This is a genomic window from Kibdelosporangium philippinense, from assembly GCF_021390435.2.
Lineage (GTDB): Bacteria > Actinomycetota > Actinomycetes > Mycobacteriales > Pseudonocardiaceae > Kibdelosporangium > Kibdelosporangium philippinense.
Genome location: NZ_JAJVCN010000001.1, coordinates 136260 through 154624, shown reverse-complemented (window position 1 = coordinate 154624; position 18365 = coordinate 136260). Strand labels below are relative to the sequence as shown.

15 protein-coding genes are annotated in these 18365 nt (G+C 65.0%); 10 read left to right on the top strand and 5 right to left on the bottom strand.

Annotated features, from left to right (window positions below):
• Window positions 1–2: 2 nt before the first annotated feature.
• The 4 genes from LWC34_RS00745 to LWC34_RS00730 all read left to right on the top strand — a co-directional run bounded on the left by LWC34_RS00745 (window position 3) and on the right by LWC34_RS00730 (window position 4453).
• Window positions 3–1055 (top strand): thiolase family protein, encoded by a 1053-nt coding sequence (locus tag LWC34_RS00745; RefSeq protein WP_233722442.1) that lies wholly within the window; start codon window positions 3–5, stop codon window positions 1053–1055.
• Window positions 1055–2209: a thiolase family protein gene (locus tag LWC34_RS00740; RefSeq protein WP_233722441.1), complete on the top strand. Its 1155-nt coding sequence runs from the start codon at window positions 1055–1057 to the stop codon at window positions 2207–2209. Before LWC34_RS00745 ends, LWC34_RS00740 begins: the two co-directional genes overlap by 1 nt.
• The gene (locus LWC34_RS00735; protein ID WP_233722440.1) at window positions 2179–2895 is read left to right on the top strand and encodes an SDR family oxidoreductase; all 717 of its coding nucleotides are present in this window, start codon (window positions 2179–2181) and stop codon (window positions 2893–2895) included. Before LWC34_RS00740 ends, LWC34_RS00735 begins: the two co-directional genes overlap by 31 nt.
• Window positions 2896–2977: 82 nt before the next feature.
• The gene (locus LWC34_RS00730; protein ID WP_233722439.1) at window positions 2978–4453 is read left to right on the top strand and encodes a carboxylesterase/lipase family protein; all 1476 of its coding nucleotides are present in this window, start codon (window positions 2978–2980) and stop codon (window positions 4451–4453) included.
• Between the two features lie 41 nt (window positions 4454–4494).
• Here LWC34_RS00730 and LWC34_RS58635 read toward each other — a convergent pair whose 3' ends face one another.
• A complete protein-coding gene (locus LWC34_RS58635; protein ID WP_372496512.1) occupies window positions 4495–5046 on the bottom strand; it encodes a cytochrome P450 in 552 nt (183 codons plus the stop codon).
• 836 nt (window positions 5047–5882) lie between these two features.
• Between LWC34_RS58635 and LWC34_RS00720 the strand changes: the two genes are divergently transcribed.
• Window positions 5883–7001 carry a steroid 3-ketoacyl-CoA thiolase gene (locus LWC34_RS00720; protein ID WP_233722437.1) on the top strand — a complete coding sequence of 373 codons (1119 nt, stop codon included), beginning with the start codon at window positions 5883–5885 and terminating at the stop codon, window positions 6999–7001.
• A gap of 91 nt (window positions 7002–7092) precedes the next feature.
• A complete protein-coding gene (locus tag LWC34_RS00715) occupies window positions 7093–8094 on the top strand; it encodes a hypothetical protein (protein WP_233722436.1) in 1002 nt (333 codons plus the stop codon).
• A 15-nt stretch (window positions 8095–8109) separates the two neighbouring features.
• Here LWC34_RS00715 and LWC34_RS00710 read toward each other — a convergent pair whose 3' ends face one another.
• Both LWC34_RS00710 and LWC34_RS00705 read right to left on the bottom strand, forming a co-directional pair.
• Window positions 8110–9021 (bottom strand): SDR family oxidoreductase, encoded by a 912-nt coding sequence (locus tag LWC34_RS00710; protein ID WP_233722435.1) that lies wholly within the window; start codon window positions 9019–9021, stop codon window positions 8110–8112.
• On the bottom strand, window positions 9018–9758 hold the full coding sequence (locus tag LWC34_RS00705; RefSeq protein ID WP_233722434.1) for an SDR family oxidoreductase: 741 nt from the start codon (window positions 9756–9758) through the stop codon (window positions 9018–9020). The genes LWC34_RS00710 and LWC34_RS00705 overlap by 4 nt, the downstream gene beginning before the upstream one ends.
• Window positions 9759–9830: 72 nt before the next feature.
• Between LWC34_RS00705 and LWC34_RS00700 the strand changes: the two genes are divergently transcribed.
• The 4 genes from LWC34_RS00700 to LWC34_RS00685 are packed head-to-tail and all read left to right on the top strand — an operon-like array spanning window position 9831 to window position 13162.
• Window positions 9831–10583, top strand: coding sequence for an enoyl-CoA hydratase family protein (locus tag LWC34_RS00700; RefSeq protein WP_233722433.1), 753 nt, complete (start codon window positions 9831–9833; stop codon window positions 10581–10583).
• On the top strand, window positions 10576–11397 hold the full coding sequence (locus tag LWC34_RS00695; protein ID WP_233722432.1) for a CoA transferase subunit A: 822 nt from the start codon (window positions 10576–10578) through the stop codon (window positions 11395–11397). Before LWC34_RS00700 ends, LWC34_RS00695 begins: the two co-directional genes overlap by 8 nt.
• On the top strand, window positions 11388–12101 hold the full coding sequence (locus LWC34_RS00690; protein ID WP_233722431.1) for a CoA-transferase subunit beta: 714 nt from the start codon (window positions 11388–11390) through the stop codon (window positions 12099–12101). The genes LWC34_RS00695 and LWC34_RS00690 overlap by 10 nt, the downstream gene beginning before the upstream one ends.
• A complete protein-coding gene (locus LWC34_RS00685) occupies window positions 12098–13162 on the top strand; it encodes an NAD(P)H-dependent flavin oxidoreductase (protein ID WP_233722430.1) in 1065 nt (354 codons plus the stop codon). Before LWC34_RS00690 ends, LWC34_RS00685 begins: the two co-directional genes overlap by 4 nt.
• On the opposite strand, the gene LWC34_RS00680 is transcribed toward LWC34_RS00685, so the two are convergent.
• Both LWC34_RS00680 and LWC34_RS00675 read right to left on the bottom strand, forming a co-directional pair.
• Complete coding sequence (locus LWC34_RS00680; protein WP_372496414.1) at window positions 13115–14398, bottom strand: M1 family metallopeptidase; 1284 nt, start codon at window positions 14396–14398, stop codon at window positions 13115–13117. The genes LWC34_RS00685 and LWC34_RS00680 overlap by 48 nt on opposite strands.
• A complete protein-coding gene (locus tag LWC34_RS00675; protein WP_233722429.1) occupies window positions 14395–18246 on the bottom strand; it encodes a Pls/PosA family non-ribosomal peptide synthetase in 3852 nt (1283 codons plus the stop codon). The genes LWC34_RS00680 and LWC34_RS00675 overlap by 4 nt, the downstream gene beginning before the upstream one ends.
• Window positions 18247–18365: the final 119 nt, after the last annotated feature.

Genomic DNA, 18365 nt, shown 5'->3' with positions numbered 1-18365 from the left:
CGGTGAGAGATGTCGCGGTAGTCGGCTTCGCACAGGCACCCGCCGTCCGCGAGACACACGGCACGACCAACGGTGTCGAGATGCTCGTGCCGGTCTTCCACGAGGTGCTCGGAAACCTCGGCCTGTCCAAATCAGACATCGGATTCTGGTGCTCAGGATCTTCGGACTACGTCGCCGGTCGAGCGTTCTCGTTCATCGCGGCGGTCGACGCGATCGGCGCTTTCCCACCGATCAACGAGTCCCATGTGGAGGCCGACGCGGCGTGGGCGTTCTACGAGGCCTGGGTGAAGATCCAGACAGGCGAAGTGGACCTCGCGCTGGTGTACGGATTCGGCAAGTCCTCAGCGGGCAAGTTGCGGCGCGTGATGACCATGCAGCTGGACCCGTACACGGTCGCTCCACTGTGGCCGGACTCGGTCAGCGTCGCCGGGTTGCAGGCCCGCGCGGGCCTCGACCAAGGCAAGTGGACCGAGCAACAGATGGCCGAAGTCGCGGTCCGCAGCCGTGCTGACGCAAAGGGAAACCCGTTGGCGCAGCTCAAAGGCGACTATACAGCGGATGACCTGCTGGCCGAGCCGTACTTGGCTGATCCACTTCGGAAACACGACTGCGCACCGATCACGGATGGCGCCGCGGCGGTCGTCTTGGCTGCCGGTGATCGGGCACGTGAACTGTCCGACCGTCCAGCATGGATCACCGGAATCGCGCATCGCGTTGACTCAGCGAACCTTGGCGGCCGTGACCTGACCACGTCAGCGTCCACAGTGGGCGCGGCAAGGGACGCGGGTTTCGACAAAGTGGACGTTGCCGAGCTGCACGCACCCTTCACCCACCAAGAACTCCTGCTGCGCCAGGAACTCGGCCTGAACGGAACGCGGATCAACCCGTCCGGTGGCGTGCTGTGCGGAAATCCGATGTTCGCAGCCGGGTTGATCAGGATCGGTGAAGCCGCCCGGCAAGTGAGCTCGGGGCAGGCCGACCGCGCGATGGCGCACGCCACAAGCGGTCCTGCGTTGCAACACAATCTGGTGTGCCTGATGGAGGGACGGGGCTGATGGCCGGACAGCTGGCCGCGGTGATCGGGACCGGGCAGACGGACCACACCGCCAAGCGGTTGGACGTGTCCATGGGCGGCCTGTGCCGCGAGGCGATCGACCGGGCACTCGCCGACGCAGGCGTCGACTGGCCGGACATCGACGCGGTCGTTCTCGGCAAGGCACCGGACATGTTCGAAGGCGTGATGATGCCCGAACTGTTCCTCGCGGACTCGATAGGCGCGGTCGGCAAGCCTTTGCTGCGCGTGCACACCGCGGGATCCGTCGGCGGCTCGACCGGGAACGTCGCAGCATCCCTGGTGCAAAGCGGCGTACACCGCAGGGTTCTGGCGGTGGCGTTCGAGAAGCAATCCGAGTCCAACGCGATGTGGGCGCTGTCCATCCCCACGCCGTTCACCATGCCAGTGCACGCGGGCGCGGGCGGGTACTTCGCACCGCACGTGCGCTCGTATATTCGCAGGTCAAACGCCCCGGAGCACGTCGGCGCGATGGTCGCGGCCAAGGACCGGCGCAACGGCGCCCGCAACCCCCATTCCCACCTCAAACAGCCCGACATCACCGTGGAATCGGTCCGCGCGTCCAAGATGCTCTGGGACCCGATCCGCTACGACGAAACCTGCCCATCCTCGGACGGCGCCTGCGCGATCGTGATCGCCGACGAGAAGACGGCCGGATCGAACGCCGCTTGGATCACCGCGACCGCGTTGCGCACCGAGCCAACCACCTTCGCGGGCCGCGACCAGGTCAACCCACGCGCAGGCCAAGACGCAGCGAAGGCGCTGTGGCGTCAAGCAGGCATCGACGACCCGCTCAACCAGGTCGACGCGGCCGAGATCTACGTCCCGTTCTCCTGGTTCGAGCCGATGTGGCTGGAGAACCTCGGCTTTACCGAGATCGGCGAGGGCTGGAAACTGACCGAAGCGGGCGAGACCGAGATCGGCGGCCTGCTGCCAGTCAACCCATCGGGTGGAGTGTTGTCGTCCAACCCGATCGGCGCATCCGGCCTGATCCGCTATGCCGAGGCCGCTATGCAGGTGATGGGCCGCGCGGGAGCGCACCAAGTGCCCGATGCAAGGGTGGCTATGGGTCACGCATACGGCGGAGGTTCGCAATACTTCGCGATGTGGATAGTGAGCGCGAACAAGCCGACCTGACCCGAACGGTCCTGGTCACCGGCGGCACGGGTGGGCTGGGCACGGCCGTGACCGCGCGGTTCCTGCACGCCGGGTGGCGCGTGGTGGTGCCGTGGATCGCGCCGGGTGAACTGCCCAGGCTGCCTCGGCACAGCATGCTCGAACTGACCGAGACGGATTTGTTCGACGACCAGGCGGTCGCCGCGTGCGTCAAGCTGGCCACCAGCCGCGAGGACGCGCCCCTTGCCGCCGTGGTCAACCTTGTTGGCGGTTTCCACAAGGCGGGCCGCGTACACGAGACGTCTGTGGATGATTTCACGGCTCAGCTGCGGTTGAATCTGCGTCCGACGTATCTGGCGTGCCACCACAGCCTGCCGCACATGCTCAAGACCGGCGGGGCGATTGTGTGCGTGTCCAGCCGGGCCGCGCTCCGCCCATTCTCCGGGGCGGCTGGCTACATCACCGCGAAGGCAGGGGTGCTCGCGCTAGTGGACACGCTGGCTGTGGAGTACAAATCCGAGGGGATTCGGGTGAATGCCGTGCTGCCCAGCACGATCGACACGCCGATAAACCGGGCGAGCATGCCTCAGGCTGACTTCACCCGCTGGGTGCGTCCGGAGAAGATCGCGGACGTCATCCACTTCCTGTGCAGTGACGAAGCAAGCGCGATTACCGGCACTCACCTGGACGTTCCCGGTCGCGTCTGACTCGGCGTACGGTCCCGGGCGTGGAGGCTGATACGCCCGGCTGCCGACGACTTGCGCGGCTCGCGCCGGGATCTTTGTCCGTATGACAAGCATTCTCGCGGCAGTGGCCACGCTCGTAGTCGGGATGTCCGGTGGTCCCCCGCCGGATGAGGCCCGCGTTCAGACCAGTGATGGTTGGCTGCAGGGAGTTGTGGCCGCGGACCATCGAAGTTTCCAAGCAATCCCTTACGCCGCACCGCCAGTTGGCCCGCTGCGATGGCGTTCGCCACAACCTGCCAAGCCTTGGCAAGGTGTCCGTGATGCCACTCGGCCGGGTCAACGATGTACGCAGTCGAATTTTCAGGGTGGTGTCACCGGCGGAGAGGATTGCCTGTTCCTCAACGTGACCACTCCGCTTGGGGCCCGTAAAGGGTTGCCGGTGCTGGTGTTCGTGCATGGTGGTGGGTTGGTGACCGGCGCTGGTGACGCTTGGAACCCGCGGCGGATGGTCCAGCATGACGCCATTGTGGTCACGCTGAACTACCGGCTTGGCGCGTTCGGGTTCCTCAAGCATCCTTCGCTGGATGACCCTTATGCCGGCAACTTCGGGCTCGCGGACCAGCAGTTCGCGTTGCGGTGGGTGCGTGACAACATCGCCGCTTTCGGTGGGGACGCGCGCAACGTGACGCTGTGGGGACAGTCGGCTGGTGGTGTCAGCGTCTGTTCGCAGTTGGCTTCTCCTGGCGCGCGTGGGTTGTTCTCAAAGGCTATTGCTCAGAGCGCTCCGTGCGGGAACGCTGTGCTTGATCCGGCGACCGCGGTTGAGCGTGGGCTGGCGTTCGCTTCTTTTGCTGGATGTTCGACCGAGGCTTGTCTTCGTGGTTTGCCTGCGTCGCAACTCGTCCGGCATTCCGACCGTGCCGAAACTTTCCAGGTGCACCGGTATGCCACTGGGAAGACTTGGATGCCTGTCGCGGGTACACGCGCGTTACCGCTTCAGCCTTTGACCGCTTTGCAACTGGGCTTGGCCGCGGATGTTCCTTTGCTGCACGGCGGGACCAAACATGAGGTCCGTGCGCATGTCACCTTTTCGGGCCAACCCGTTGATTACCCGAAGGTCATCAAGGGCATGTTCGGCAAAGAAGCCTCGAGAATCCTTTCGGCCTACCCGGCCGGTTCGAATCCAGGCTTGACGCTGGCGACGGCACTGACCGACTACGGCGCCATGGTCGGTGCATGCACGCAGCTGCCTGCTCTCAAGGCTGCAAGTCGCGGAGCTCCGGCGTATGGCTATGAATTCGCCGAGCCCGCGGTCCGGCAGTTCGAGGGTTGGCCGCCCAGTGCGACCCATGGCGCCGACATGGACTTCTTGCTCGACCTCATGCCGACTTCGTTCACGCCGGGGCAGAAGGCTTTCGCGGACCGGCTGATCGGGCATTGGGTGGCGTTCGCCAAGAACGGCGACCCGGGATGGCCCGTGTATCAAGGCGGCATTGTGCAATCACTGGCCGCTGCCCAGACAGGCCCGATCGATCTGGCCCGCGAACACCGTTGCGGCTTCTGGCAGACAATCCGCTGACGAACAACTCCTGGGCCCGGTGGCCCAGGAGTTGTTGTCTGTCATGCGTACATGACCGGGAATTCCTTGATGCCGTTGAGCCAGCCGGACCGCAACCGGACCGGATCGGCGGCCATCGCGATGTTCGGCATATGCTCGGCGATCGCATTGAAGATCAGGTCGATCTCCAGCCTCGCCAAGTTCGCGCCGATGCAGTAATGCGCGCCCGTACCGCCGAAACCCAAGTGCGGATTGGGATCGCGGCCGATGTCGAACGCGTGCGGGTCGTCGAACACCTCGGGGTCGAAGTTCGCCGAGCTGTAGTACAGGCCCACCCGCTCGCCCGCCTTGATCTCGACGCCGCCGAGTTCAGTGTCCACTTTGGCGGTTCGCTGAAAAACCATGACCGGGGTCGCCCACCGGACGATCTCGTCAGCCGCGGTCGCCGGGCGTTCGGCCTTGAACCGCTCCCACTGCTCGGGGTGCTCCAAGAACGCGTGCATCCCATGCGTGATCGCGTTTCGCGTGGTTTCGTTGCCCGCCACCGCAAGCAGCAGAACGAAAAAACCGAACTCCTCCGACGCCAAGTCTTCACCGTCGATGTTGGCGTTCACCAACGTCGTCACGATGTCGTGCGCCGGACAGCGTTTCCTGTCCTCAGCCATGTGCCACGCGTAACCGAGCAGTTCGGCCGAGGCTAGTTCTGGTTGGGAGGCCGAAGGATCATCGTAGGAGATCATCCGGTTCGACCAGTCGAACAACTTGTGCCGGTCGTCCTGCGGGACGCCGAGCAACTCCGCGATCGCCTGCAGGGGAAGCTCGCAGGCGACGTCCAGAACAAAGTCGCCCGTTCCTTCGGTGAGCGCGGTTTTCACGATCCGTTCCGCGCGGTTGGCCAGTGCGTCACGCAGGCTGTTGATCGCGCGGGGCGTGAAGCCGCGTTGGATGATCGCCCTGACTTTGGTGTGCTGCGGCGGATCCATGTTCAGCATGATCAGCCGCTGCGCTTCGATCTTCTCCCTCGTGATGTCCGGGCCGAAGCGGATGATCGCGGTGTTCTCGCTGCTGGAGTACACATCCGAGTTGCGGGACACCTCTTTGACGTCACAGTGCTTGGAGACCACCCAGTAGCCGTCGTCGTCGAATCCGCAGTCCCGCTTCGGTGTCTTGTTCCACCAGACTGGGGCGGACCGGCGCAGTTCGGCGAACTCCTGGTGTGGTAACCGCGTGGCGTAAACATCGGGATCGGTGAAGTCGAAGCCTTCGGGGATCCTGGGTTCGGCCACGATTGCCTCCTCGGGTCGCCCCCCACAACGGTGTGGAACACGTTCTACGACCGATTTAAGCATACACCGTTAACTCAACGAAAGAGCTGCTTAGCCATCAGTCTTGCTGATGACGGGAACGTGTTCTATTTTTCGATCACGGACAGGCACGGGAGGTGCTCGGCGTGGGTCATCCGGTGATCGTCGAAGCGGTACGCACACCGATCGGCAAACGAGGAGGTTGGCTGGCCGGGCTGCATGCGGCGCAGCTGCTCGGCACCGCGCAACGGGCGGTGGTCGAGCGTGCGGGCATCGACCCGGTGCTGGTAGAACAGGTCGCCGGTGGCTGTGTAACCCAGGCGGGTGAGCAGTCGAACAACATCACCCGCACGGGGTGGTTGCACGCCGGTCTGCCGCACACCACGGGCTGCATGACCGTCGACTGCCAATGCGGCTCGGCGCAGCAGTCGGTTCATCTGATCGCCGGACTGATCGCGATGGGCACGATAGATATCGGTATCGGGTGCGGCGTCGAGGCGATGAGCCGCGTGCCACTTCGATCCAACCTCGGTGTCGACGTCGGCATGCCGCGCCCGGACGACTGGGACATCGACCTGCCCAACCAGTACGAAGCCGCCGAACGGATCGCCGTACGCCGAGGCTTCAGCCGAAAGGAAGTCGACCAGTTCGGCGTCTGGTCGCAGGCCAAAGCACGCAACGCCTGGGATTCCGGGCATTTCGCGGCCGAAGTCGTCCCGGTCAACGGTGTCACGCAGGACCAAGGCCTGCGCGACACGACCCTCGAAGGCCTGACAAACCTCAAACCCGTCATGGAAGGCGGCGTGCACACCGCAGGCACGTCATCGCAGATTTCCGACGGCGCCGCGGCGGTGATGCTCATGGACTCGGACCGTGCTCGGGCCCTGGGGTTACGGCCGCGGGCGCGCATCGTCGCGCAAACCTTCGTCGGCGCCGAGCCGTACTACCACCTCGACGGCCCTGTTCAAGCGACCGCGCGCGTACTTGAGCGCAGCGGCATGAAGATCGGCGACCTTGACGTGTTCGAGGTCAACGAGGCCTTCGCATCCGTCGTGATGTCGTGGACGAGCGTGCACAAGCCGGACACCGACCGCGTGAACGTCAACGGCGGCGCCATCGCCCTCGGTCACCCAGTCGGCAGCACGGGCGCGCGCCTGCTCACCACAGCACTGCACGCCCTCGAACGCCGCGACGAAACGTGCGCGCTCGTCACCATGTGCGCAGGTGGCGCGCTAGCCACCGCGACCATCATCGAACGCCTCTAAAAAGACCCTCGTGAGTGGTTATTCGTGTTCTAACCTTGATAACCACTCACGAGGACGGAGATTGTCGGTGGGGTGTGCGACGGTCCTTCGCATGCCTAGTACTCCACGATGGTCGGTGCCGGACCATCAGCAGTCAGACTGGAACCGGTTGGTCGGCGACCAGCAGGGAATCGTTTCCCACGAGCAACTGCGACGCTACTTCGGCCTCAGCCACGCGGGCATTGCCGCGAACGTCGCCGCGCGGCGTTGGCAGCGCATCCTGCGAGGTGTGTACGCCACCTTCACTGGTGAGTTGCCGCGTGCTGCCCGATTGTCCGCAGCCATCCTGTACGGCGGGCCAGACGCGACATTGAGCCACTACACGGCTGCCGAGGAATGGGGCATGGTGCCGATCCGGGATGGTCCTGTGGAGATCACAGTGCCGTACGGATGTTCCGCGATCTCCCAACCCGATCTTGTTGTCGTGCACCGGTCACGGGCCTTGCGCTTCACCGTCCGGGTATACGATCTGCCCCGAACCAGGCGCGTTGACACCATCATCGATTTGGCGGTCGCACAGCCCACATCACAAGAAGCTGTGGACACGATGATCGACCTGGTGGGCCGCAGCGGAGTCACTGCGACGGAACTGAGCACTGTGCTCGAGCTGCGCAGGGCGTACCGGTACAGAAAGGCGCTTGACCGCGCGGTCGAGCTCATCGCTGGTGGGCTGATGTCCGTCCTCGAAGCCGAATACCTGCGGGAGGTCGAGCTCGCGCATGGGATCCCGCCTGCTGACCGTCAGGTCCCTTTCTCCGTCGACGATCGAGTCCTCTGGGAGGACGCGACCTACGACAGTCTCGGAGTCCCCCTCACCGTCCGCTTGGACGGCAGGGCTTACCACGCAACTCCTGGCGTGGCGTTCCGGGACCGGCGCAGGGACAATGCCGCCGAGCTTGCCGGGCGCTCCCGCCTCATCTACGGCTGGCACGAAGTCCACAAGGACCCATGCGGAGTGGCGTCCGAGGTCCTGGCCATCCTCAGGAGGGCAGGCTGGACCGGCGGAACTAGCTGTTCCCGCTGCTCAAGGCTCGTGAGTGGTTATGCGGGTTAGAACACGGATAACCACTCACGAGGAGGATCCGTAGGGTGGGAGTGGTGCGGGGGCCTGCGCGAGCAGGTCCTTCATCACTGGGGTGAGTTCGGCTGGTGACCAGCGGGCGGGTTTGGTTGCGGTGGGGCCAGGTGTCCAGCCGGTGTTGAGGCAGATTCGGCCTCCGTCCACTTCGAACACTCGGCCGGTGACGTCACGGGATTCCGTGCTGCCCAGCCAAACCACGAGTGGTGATACGTTCTCCGGGGCCATCGCGTCAAAGCCGTCAGCGGGCGCGGCCATGGTTGAAGCAAATGTCTGCTCGGTCATCCGGGTACGGGCGGCGGGAGCGATGGCGTTCACTGTCACGCCATAAGGCGCGAATTCGGCCGCGGCGACCAAGGTCAACGAGGCGATCCCGGCCTTGGCTGCGCTGTAATTGCCCTGGCCCACGCTGCCCAACAGTCCCGCGCCGGAACTTGTGTTGATCACGCGGGCGTCCGGCATCGTGCCCGACTTGGCTATCGATCGCCAGTGCGCGGCGGCGTGCCGCATGGGAGCGAAGTGGCCCTTGAGGTGCACACGGACGACCGCGTCCCACTCCTCCTCGGCCATGTTCACGAGCATCCGGTCACGCAGGAATCCCGCGTTGTTCACCAGGACATCGAGCCGACCAAACGCTTGCACGGCCGTGTCGACCAACGCGGCCGCGCCGTCCCACGAAGCCACATCGTCGAAGTTGGCCACAGCCGATCCACCCGCGGCGACGATCTCCTCGACCACCGCGCAAGCAGGGCCGGAAGACGCGCCAGAACCGTCAATCCCGACGCCATAGTCGTTCACGACAACGGAAGCGCCCTCAGCGGCGAACGCAAGAGCATGCGCACGACCAATCCCACGCGCCGCACCGGTGACGATGACAACGCGGCCAGAACAAAGCTTGCTCAAGGCGTCTCCCTATCGAAGTAGACGGGCAGTTCACCCCCGCCGTGCACGAGAAGCGTCGCGCCGGTGACATAGGACGCCAGCGGAGAAGCCAAAAAGACCGCGCACGCGCCAATTTCCGAAGGCTCAGCCAAACGTCCCAACGGGACAGCCGCGGCGGCCTCGTCCATGATCGGAGCAAACGCTTCCTCGGTGATGTCGGTACGGACCATCCCGACGCCGAGCGAGTTCACGCGGACCTTCGGCGCCCACTCCGCCGCAAGGCTCGCGGCCATGTTGTTGATCCCGGCCTTCGCGGCACCGTATGCGACAGAAGCCGGTGCCGGGCGCGAACCATTGATACTGCTGATCATCACGATCGATCCGCCGGTGGCCTGCTCCTGCATGACCGCGTTCACGCGCTGCGACACCAAGAGCGGCGCGACCAAGTTGAGCCGGATGACGGCTTCGTGGAACCGGGGTGACGCCGAACCCGTCGAGACAACCGGTGCGCCTCCGGCGTTGTTCACCAGGATGTCCAGCCGCCCATAGCGGGAGACGATCGTGGTCACCATGGCGTCGACTTGTTCGGTATCCCTGATGTCACACGCGATGAAGTCAGCCACGTGGGAGGCGGGTTCCGTCCGGCCGCAGATGACCACGGTCGCGCCAGCGGCCTGAAACGCCTGTGTGATGCCGAGTCCGACCCCGCGCGCACCTCCGGTCACCAGGACGACCGACCCGTCGAGCGCGAGTTCCACTCCTGACTCCTTCTCATGCGAACCGGGCCCTGATAAGTTACCAAGCAATCGCTAGGTTAGGAAGAAGGGTCCATGGGGATCACCAGCAGCCGGGCGGGTCCCGGCGTCACCCAGGTCACCATCGACTTCCCACCGGTGAACGCGCCGCCGGTGCAAGGCTGGTTCGACCTCGCCACGGCAATCCTTGCCGCGGGCGACGACCCAGCGACTCACGTGGTGATCCTTCGCGCCGAGGGCAAAGGCTTCTGCGCGGGCGTGGACATCAAGGAAATGCAGCGCACCGAAGGACATGGCGCCCTGATCGGTGCCAATCGTGGTTGCGCGGCGGCATTCGCGGCGGTGTACGACTGCGCGGTGCCCGTGATCGCCGCAGTTCAAGGCTTCTGCCTCGGCGGCGGGGTTGGTCTTGTCGGCAACAGCGACATCGTGATCGCGTCCGACGACGCCTACTTTGGACTGCCTGAAGTGGACAGAGGCGCGCTCGGTGCGGCGACACATCTGGCGAGACTTGTCCCCCAGCATCTGATGCGCACGCTGTACTACACGGCTCGCAACATCGACGCCAAACAGTTGCACCACCACGGTTCGGTGTACGAGGTCGTGACACGCGATGGGCTCGACGAAGCGTCGTTGAAGCTGGCAGGTGAGATCGCGGCCAAGGACACCAGAGTGATCCGGCGCGCGAAAGAAGCGATCAACGGGATCGATCCACAACCAGTGCACCGCAGTTACCGCTACGAACAAGGTTTTACGTTCGAGCTGAACCTGACCGACGCCTCGGACGAGGCACGCGACGCTTTCATCAACGGAGCGAAAGATGCGTGACAAGCGGATGACGCCAGCCGAAGTGGTGGCGGAACTGTCCGACGGAATGACCGTCGGCATCGGCGGCTGGGGTTCGCGCCGCAAACCGATGGCACTCGTCCGGGCAATCCTCGACTCCCCGCTGAAGAACCTGACGATCGTGTCCTACGGCGGCCCGGACGTCGGATTGCTCGCCGCGGCAGGAAAAATCCGCAAGCTGGTCTTCGGGTTCGTCTCGCTCGACACGGTGGCCTACGACCCGTACTTCCAAAAACTTCGCCAGGAAGGTGATCTGGACGTCACCGAGCTCGACGAAGGCATGTTCCAATGTGGACTCCTTGCCGCCGGGCACCGGCTGCCCTTCCTGCCGATCCGCGCGGGGCTCGGCTCGGACGTGATGCGTACGAATCCCGAACTGCGCACGATCCGATCGCCTTACGACGGCGAAGAACTCGTGGCGATGCCCGCGCTGCACCTTGATGTCGCGCTGATCCACATGAACCGAGCAGATCGACACGGCAACGCCCAGTACCTCGGTCCCGACCCTTACTTCGACGATCTCTTTTGCCTTGCGGCAAAGCGCCGGTACGTGTCGTGCGAGCAGGTCGTGGACACGTTCGAAGGCCCCGTGCAGACGTTGCTGTTGAACAGAATGATGGTCGACGGGGTCGTGGAAACACCGAATGGCGCGCATTTCACCAGCTGCGTGCCGGATTACCCACGTGACGAACAGTTTCAGAAGCTTTACGCCGAGGCGAACTGGGATTCCTTTGTGGACAGGTTCCTGACCGGCGGCGAGCGCGGCTACCAGGAGGCGGTGCGGGCATGGCGGTGACCAGGGCCGAAGTATGCGTCGCGGCCTGTGCGGACCTGTTCGCGGGCGACGGCGAGATCCTGGCCAGCCCGATGGGCCTGGTCCCCAGCCTCGGCGCCCGGCTGGCGAGGCTGACCTCCGAGCCGGACCTGCTGCTGTCCGACGGCGAGGCCTATTTGCTGACGCCACAAGGCGAGATCGAAGGCTGGCTGCCGTACCGCAAGGTTTTCGATGTGGTGGCGCACGGAACCCGGCATGTAGTGATGGGCGCGAACCAGATCGACAAGTTCGGCAACCAGAACATCTCCGCGATCGGCGACCACCGCAAGCCGAGCAGGCAGTTGCTCGGTTTCCGTGGCGCGCCGGGCAACACAGCGAACCACAAGACCAGCTACTGGATTCCACGGCACAGCAAGCGAGTTCTTGTCGACGCGGTTGACGTGGTCTCAGGTGTCGGTTACGACAAGCACGCGGGCCCGTTCCACCACATCCACCGAGTGGTCACCAACCTCGCGGTGTTCGATTTCGACACACCGGATCGCCGGATGCGACTGGTTTCCGTCCATCCAGACGTCGATATCCAAGAGGTCTCCGACCAGACCGGTTTCGAGCTCCCCGAGTATGAGGAGCCGTCGATCACGCGGGACCCAACCGAGCAAGAGCTTGAGCTGATCCGGACGGTTCTCGATCCAGGCGGTAAGCGAGATCGTGAGGTACGAGTGTGAAAACCGCCCTCACGCGACTCGTCGGCGTCGAGCATCCGGTGGTACAGACCGGAATGGGCTGGGTCGCCGGTCCACGACTGGTCGCGGCGAGCGCGGAGGCTGGCGGCCTTGGCATCCTCGCATCGGCCACAATGACCTACGAGGAACTCAAAAAAGCAATCGCCGAAACCAAAAGCCGCACGGACAAGCCCTTCGGCGTGAACCTCAGATCGGACGCGGTCGATGCCAGAGAACGGATCGATCTGCTGATCCGGGAGAAAATCAGGGTCGCATCCTTTGCCAGGGCACCAAAAGCCGACCTGATCAAGCAGCTGAAAGACGCGGGCACGCTGGTCATCCCGTCGGTCGGAGCAGTACGGCACGCGGAGAAGGTCGCCGAATGGGGCGCCGACGCGGTGATCGCGCAAGGCGGCGAGGCAGGCGGACACACAGGTTCCATCGCGACAACACTGCTCATACCGTCCGTTGTAGACGCGATCGACATCCCGGTGATCGCGGCAGGCGGATTCTTCGACGGACGCGGGCTCGCCGCAGCATTGTCGTACGGCGCCGCAGGAATCGCGATGGGCACGAGATTCCTGCTGACGCGGGAAAGCACGGTTCCCGACGAGGTCAAACAGTTCTACCTCAGCAAGGGCCTCGATGGAACCGTGGTCACCAAGCGCGTTGACGGTGTCCCGCATCGCGTTCTGAGAACCGAACTCGTGGAGAAGCTGGAGAAATCCGGCCGGGTCAGCAGTCTCCTGCACGCGATCAAGAACGCGGCCAAGTTCAAGAAACTCAGCGGTCTGTCGTGGTCGTCCATGCTCCGCGAAGGCTGGTCGATGCGCGGGGACTTGTCATTGTCCCAAGTGGTCATGGCGGCCAACACGCCAATGTTGTTGCGTGCTGGCCTTGTCGAAGGCCGGACGGACGCGGGCGTTTTGGCCGCGGGACAAGTCGTCGGCAAGCTCGACGACCTGCCCGCCTGCGCGGACGTGATCATCAAAACCGTGGCTGAGGCGGAACGGATCCTAGCGAAGCTCGGGCAAAGCAGCCTGGTAGAGCCAAGCGGTGAATAGGTCGCCGAGCGGCTTCGGCGAATGCCGCTGTGCGTGCCGTGTGAAGTCCTCAATGGTCACTGAGCCGTGCCGGTTCTGCAGTGTCCAGTCCCTCAGCATCGCGAAGAACGCGGCGTCGCCGAGCCTCAGTCGCAAGGCATGTACGGCAAGCGCGCCACGCTTGTAGAGCAGGTCGTCGAACAGCCGCTCAACCCCAGGGTCGGCGAGGACGAGGTCCTGCGGCAGTTTGGCGAGCCTCGCCCACGTCACCTTCGCCAACGCGTCGGCGGACTGACCGCCGGAAGCCTGCGACCACAGCCATTCCGAGTACGCGGCGAACCCTTCGTTCAACCAGATCTGGCGCCAGTCAGCGATCGACACGCTGTTGCCGAACCACTGATGCGCCATCTCGTGCGCCACAAGGCGTTCGTACCCGCGACGGCCGTCGATGTGGTTGGCCCCGAAGATCGACATGCCTTGGGCTTCGATCGGGATGTCCAGGTCGTCGTCGGTCACCACGACCGTGTAGGCGTTGAACGGATACGGCCCGAACATCCGCTCGAACGCGACCATCATCTCGGACTGGCGTCCGAAGTCGTGCGCGTAGCCGTCGAGCAGACGCATCGGAAAGGCCGCACGCAAAGGAACCCGGTCGTCGGCCCGCTCGATGAACTCATATCGTCCAATTTGGATAGACGCGAGATAGGTGGCCATCGGTTCGAGCTGGAGGTAGACCCACGTTGTGGTCGACGCCCCCACCCTGCCGTCGATCAGGTCACCGTTGGCGATCACGCGGTACGGCGACGCGGTGGTCACCGAAATCCGATATGTCGCTTTGTCACTCGGGTGGTCGTTGCACGGAAACCACGAAGGTGCACCCGTTGGCTGACTGGCGACCAACACACCGTCCTCGAGGTGATCCCAGCCGAGCTCGCCCCAATGCTTGGTGTTGATCGGCGTCGGGTTGCCGACGTACCGCACCTCGACAGTGAACTGCCGCCCAGCCGCGAGCCTCGCCTGCACAGTCAGCTTGTGCCCGCGATGCGTGAACCGGGTCGGCTTGCCGTCGATGCTTACCCGGTTCACCTTGAAGGTGCCGAGATCGAGCGCGAAGCGGGTCAGCGCGGTCTTCGCGACCGCGGTGATCTTGGCCCGGCCCGACAACCTGCCCGCGGCGACCCGGTAGTCCAGCTCTAGGTCGTAGTGCTCAACGTGATAGTTCGGGTCGCCGTGCTCGGGCAGGTACGGGTCGATCACGCCCTGACAGTAGGCCAAGCGGAGATCGGATTGCCAAGCCACCTGGTGTCGGCTGGGACACCTTCGCCGCGCATCACCAACGACGCCGGGCCGATCGTGGTGCGAGCGCCCACCTTCGCGCCGGGCAGGATGATGCCGTGCGGGCCGAGCGTCGAGCCGTCGTCCATGAGCACCTCGGACATGCTCATGATCCGGTCGTGGAACAGGTGCGTCTGCAGCACGCAGCCGCGGTTGACGCTCACGCCGTCGCCAAGCGACACCAGGTCCGCCTCGGGCAGCCAGTACGTGTCCAGGTAGACGCCACGGCCGATCTTCGCGCCCATGGTCCGCAGCCAGCCGTTCAGCAGCGGGGTGCCGGTGGCCGACGAGATCAGCCACGGCCCGGCGAGCACCTCGACGAACGTGTCCGCGAGCTCGTTGCGCCACACGAACGAACTCCACAACGGATGCTCGACCGCACGGAACCGTCCAACCAGCAACCACTTCGCGGCCGTCGTCACTGCGCACGCAACGAGTCCGGCGCCCAGCAGCACACCGCCGGACAGCAACGCAGCCACGGCCCAACCAAACTGACTGACGAGGCCCTCGAACGCGGCGAGGACAAGCACAGCCAACGCGACACCGGCCATGACCGGAATGACCCGGCACATCTCGACCAACGCGCGCGCGACCTTGAGACGCTTGGCGGGAGCGAACGTCCGACTGGTGTCTCCCTCGGCGACGGTCCGCCGTAGCTTCATCGGCGGCATACCCAGCCACGACGAACCCGCCTTGGCACGCTTGGGAGTCGCGGACAGCACGCCCACCAGACCACCGTTAGGAACGGCACGGCCAGGCGCGGTCATACCGGAGTTACCGAGGAACGCTCGTTTGCCAACGCGCGCTTCGCCGATACGCACCCAACCGCCAGCGAGCTCGTATGTAGCGACCATCGTGTCGTCAGCCAGGAACGCGCCGTCGCGGATGGTCGTCATCTTCGGGATGGCCAGGACGGTCGATGCCTCGACCCCGCGGCCGACCTTCGCACCGAGCAGCCGCAGCCACACTGGCGTGAACAAGCTGGCGTACATCGGGAACAGCAGGATGCGGGACAGGTCCATCAACCGCTCGGTCGCCCACGCCTGCCAACCGATACGGCTGTGCACGGGGTGATGCCCAGCACGTAGCCCGATGCCCAGCAACCGCACGGACACAAGGATCAGCGCGGCAAAGCTGCCCATCGCCGCGAGCGTGGCCAGCGGCACGGCCGTCAGCACGCCCGCCAAACCACCGTCGAGGAACGCTGAGAGCACCAGAAGGCCAGGCACCGCACCGATAACCGGGAACATCCCCATTACCAACGACGTGATGCCGTACGCGATAACCCAACGCAGCTTGCGCGGTGCACGAGCCGACGGCCATGACCGCCCAGGCTTACCGGACTTCACCGCAGGCGCACCGGCCCAACGCTGACCTGGCCGAACGGCACCGATGACCGCGGAGCCAGGCGCGACCTCAGCGCGTTTGCCAACACGGGCCCCAGGGAACAGCGTGCTGCGCGCGCCGATCACGGCACCGGCACCGATGCGGATCTTGCCGATGTGCAGGCGGTCGCCGTCCATCCAGTAACCGCTCAGGTCGACCTCGGGCTCAACCGCGCTTGCCTTGCCGAGCTTGAGCATGCCGGTGACTGGCGGCAAGGAATGCAGGTCTGCGCCACGGCCGATCTTGGCACCAAGCGCGCGGGCGTAGTACGTGATCCACGGCGCGCCGGACAGGTTCGAGACACCGGTCAGCGCGGCGATCCGCTCAGCCATCCACAGTCGCAGGTGGACTCCACCGCCGCGCTTGTATTTACCCGGTTTCAGGCCCTTCAGCAGCAGCCGCGCACTGCCTGCTGCTATGCCGAGACGACCAAGCGGGCTGACGAACGCGACCCAACCGAGCGCCACCCACCACCACGAAATCGTTGGTGCCCACGTGAACCCGAGCATTGCCAGGACGTTGTTGATCGCGGCGAGGGCGACGACCCAGCGCGCGCCCACGACCGTCAGCAACGGCGCCATCAAGGCGGTCTGTGCCAGCGCGAAGCCACGCGGCGTCGGCTCGACCGTGCGGCTCGTGGTCTCCACGACGCCCAGCTCGTCGAGGCGTTTGGCCATCTGGCCGAGCTTCGAATACTGATAGACGTCACTGACCGAAAGTCCTGGGTATTGCTGCCGGACCAGCGAGACGAGCTGCGCGGCGCCGAGGCTGCTGCCGCCGCGGGCGAAGAAGTCCTCGTCTTCCTTGTCCACACCGATGCCGAGGATCTCGGTCCACTGCTCGGCCAGCCAGCCCGCTGTGCCGGACAGCTCTGTGGTGACGGTCTTCAGCGGCCACGGCAACGCGTTGCGGTCGACCTTGCCGGAAGTCCGCGTCGGCAGCGTGTCCACGACCGCGAGCAACGGCACCAAAGCCGCAGGCAGGGCGGTACGCAGCCGCTCGAGGGCGTCGGCTTCGTCGAACTCCTCGGCCACCACATAACCAACAAGCACTTGGTTGCCCGCTTTGGTCTTACGCACGGCCGCTGCGGCACCGGCCACACCCGGCAGCGCCTGCAGGGCGGCGTCGACCTCGCCAAGCTCGATCCGGCGGCCACCCAGCTTGACCTGCTCGTCACCGCGCCCGACGAACAACAGGCCTTCAGGCTCGGCCTTGACCAGGTCGCCGCTGCGGTAGGCGCGGTCCCAGCCCAACGAGTCCAGCGGAGCGAACTTCGCGGCGTCCTTCTCGTGATCCAGGTAGCGAGCCAGGCCGACGCCGCCGATCACAAGCTCGCCGATCTCACCCATCGCCACCGGGTTACCAACCTGGTCAACGACGGCCAGGTCCCAGCCGTCCAGCGGCAGGCCGATCCGTACCGGGCCTTCACCCGTCAGCTGAGCAGCGCACGCAACGACCGTCGCCTCCGTCGGGCCGTACGTGTTCCAAACCTCGCGACCTTCGACAGCCAGACGCTCGGCCAACTCAGGCGGGCACGCCTCCCCACCGAAGATGAGCAGGCGGACCTCGTCGAGCGCCTCGACGGGCCACAACGCAGCGAGCGTCGGCACCGTCGACACGACAGTGATCTCACGCTCCAACAGCCACGGCCCCAGGTCCATGCCCGTCCGCACAAGCGCCCGCGGCGCAGGCACGAGGCATGCGCCGTGCCGCCACGCGAGCCACATCTCTTCACACGACGCGTCGAACGCGACCGACAAACCCGCGAGCACACGGTCCTCAGGCCCGATTGGTTCTTCCTGCAAGAACAACCGGGCTTCGGCGTCGACGAAGGCCGCGGCACTGCGGTGGCTGACAGCAACACCCTTGGGCGTACCGGTCGAACCGGACGTGAAGATGATCCACGCGTCATCGTCCGGCCCAGGCCCAGTGCCACAGCGCATCGGCTGCCCGATCGGCCGGAACTCACCCTGCGAGCCGATGACCGCGCTGACCTTGGCTTCGGCCCAGACCAGTTCAGCACGCTCATCAGGGTCGTCAGCGTCAACGGGGACGTAGGCGGCACCAGCCATGAGCACCGCGAGGATCGAGAGGTACAGCTCGGCGGTGCCGGACTCGACGCGGATGCCGACGCGGTCCCCCACGCCAATGCCAGCGGCCGCGAGAATGTCGCGCCGCGCCTCCACCTCGACCATGAGCTGGCGGTAGGTCAGGACAGCCGTACCGTCGTCGAGAGCGGCTGCGTTGGGGTACTGGCGCGCCGTAGCCGTGAGGACGTCTACGAGCGTGCGCTCGGGCGGCGTTGCTCCACCCGAGTAGAGGATCGAGGGGTTCTCAACCGTTCCGGAATCGAGCAGTAGCTGACTTTCGTCCAGGACGGTCATCGAACTCCTGACGTCAAGTAGTAGGCCGACCAAAGAGCATAACGAATCGGTGAACTCAGGGCCTGCTGATGTGGTCGCTATCTCCAGCGTGTCGCACAGACATCGGACCTAAACGACGA

Excerpts from the sequence above, each read along its gene's own strand:
- LWC34_RS00740 (WP_233722441.1), top strand. The coding sequence starts at position 1,055 with ATGGCCGGACAGCTGGCCGCGGTGATCGGGACCGGGCAGACGGACCAC.
- LWC34_RS00730 (WP_233722439.1), top strand. The coding sequence starts at position 2,978 with ATGACAAGCATTCTCGCGGCAGTGGCCACGCTCGTAGTCGGGATGTCC.
- LWC34_RS00715 (WP_233722436.1), top strand. The coding sequence starts at position 7,093 with ATGCCTAGTACTCCACGATGGTCGGTGCCGGACCATCAGCAGTCAGAC.
- LWC34_RS00700 (WP_233722433.1), top strand. The coding sequence starts at position 9,831 with ATGGGGATCACCAGCAGCCGGGCGGGTCCCGGCGTCACCCAGGTCACC.
- LWC34_RS00695 (WP_233722432.1), top strand. The coding sequence starts at position 10,576 with ATGCGTGACAAGCGGATGACGCCAGCCGAAGTGGTGGCGGAACTGTCC.
- LWC34_RS00690 (WP_233722431.1), top strand. The coding sequence starts at position 11,388 with ATGGCGGTGACCAGGGCCGAAGTATGCGTCGCGGCCTGTGCGGACCTG.
- LWC34_RS00675 (WP_233722429.1), bottom strand. The coding sequence starts at position 18,246 with ATGACCGTCCTGGACGAAAGTCAGCTACTGCTCGATTCCGGAACGGTT.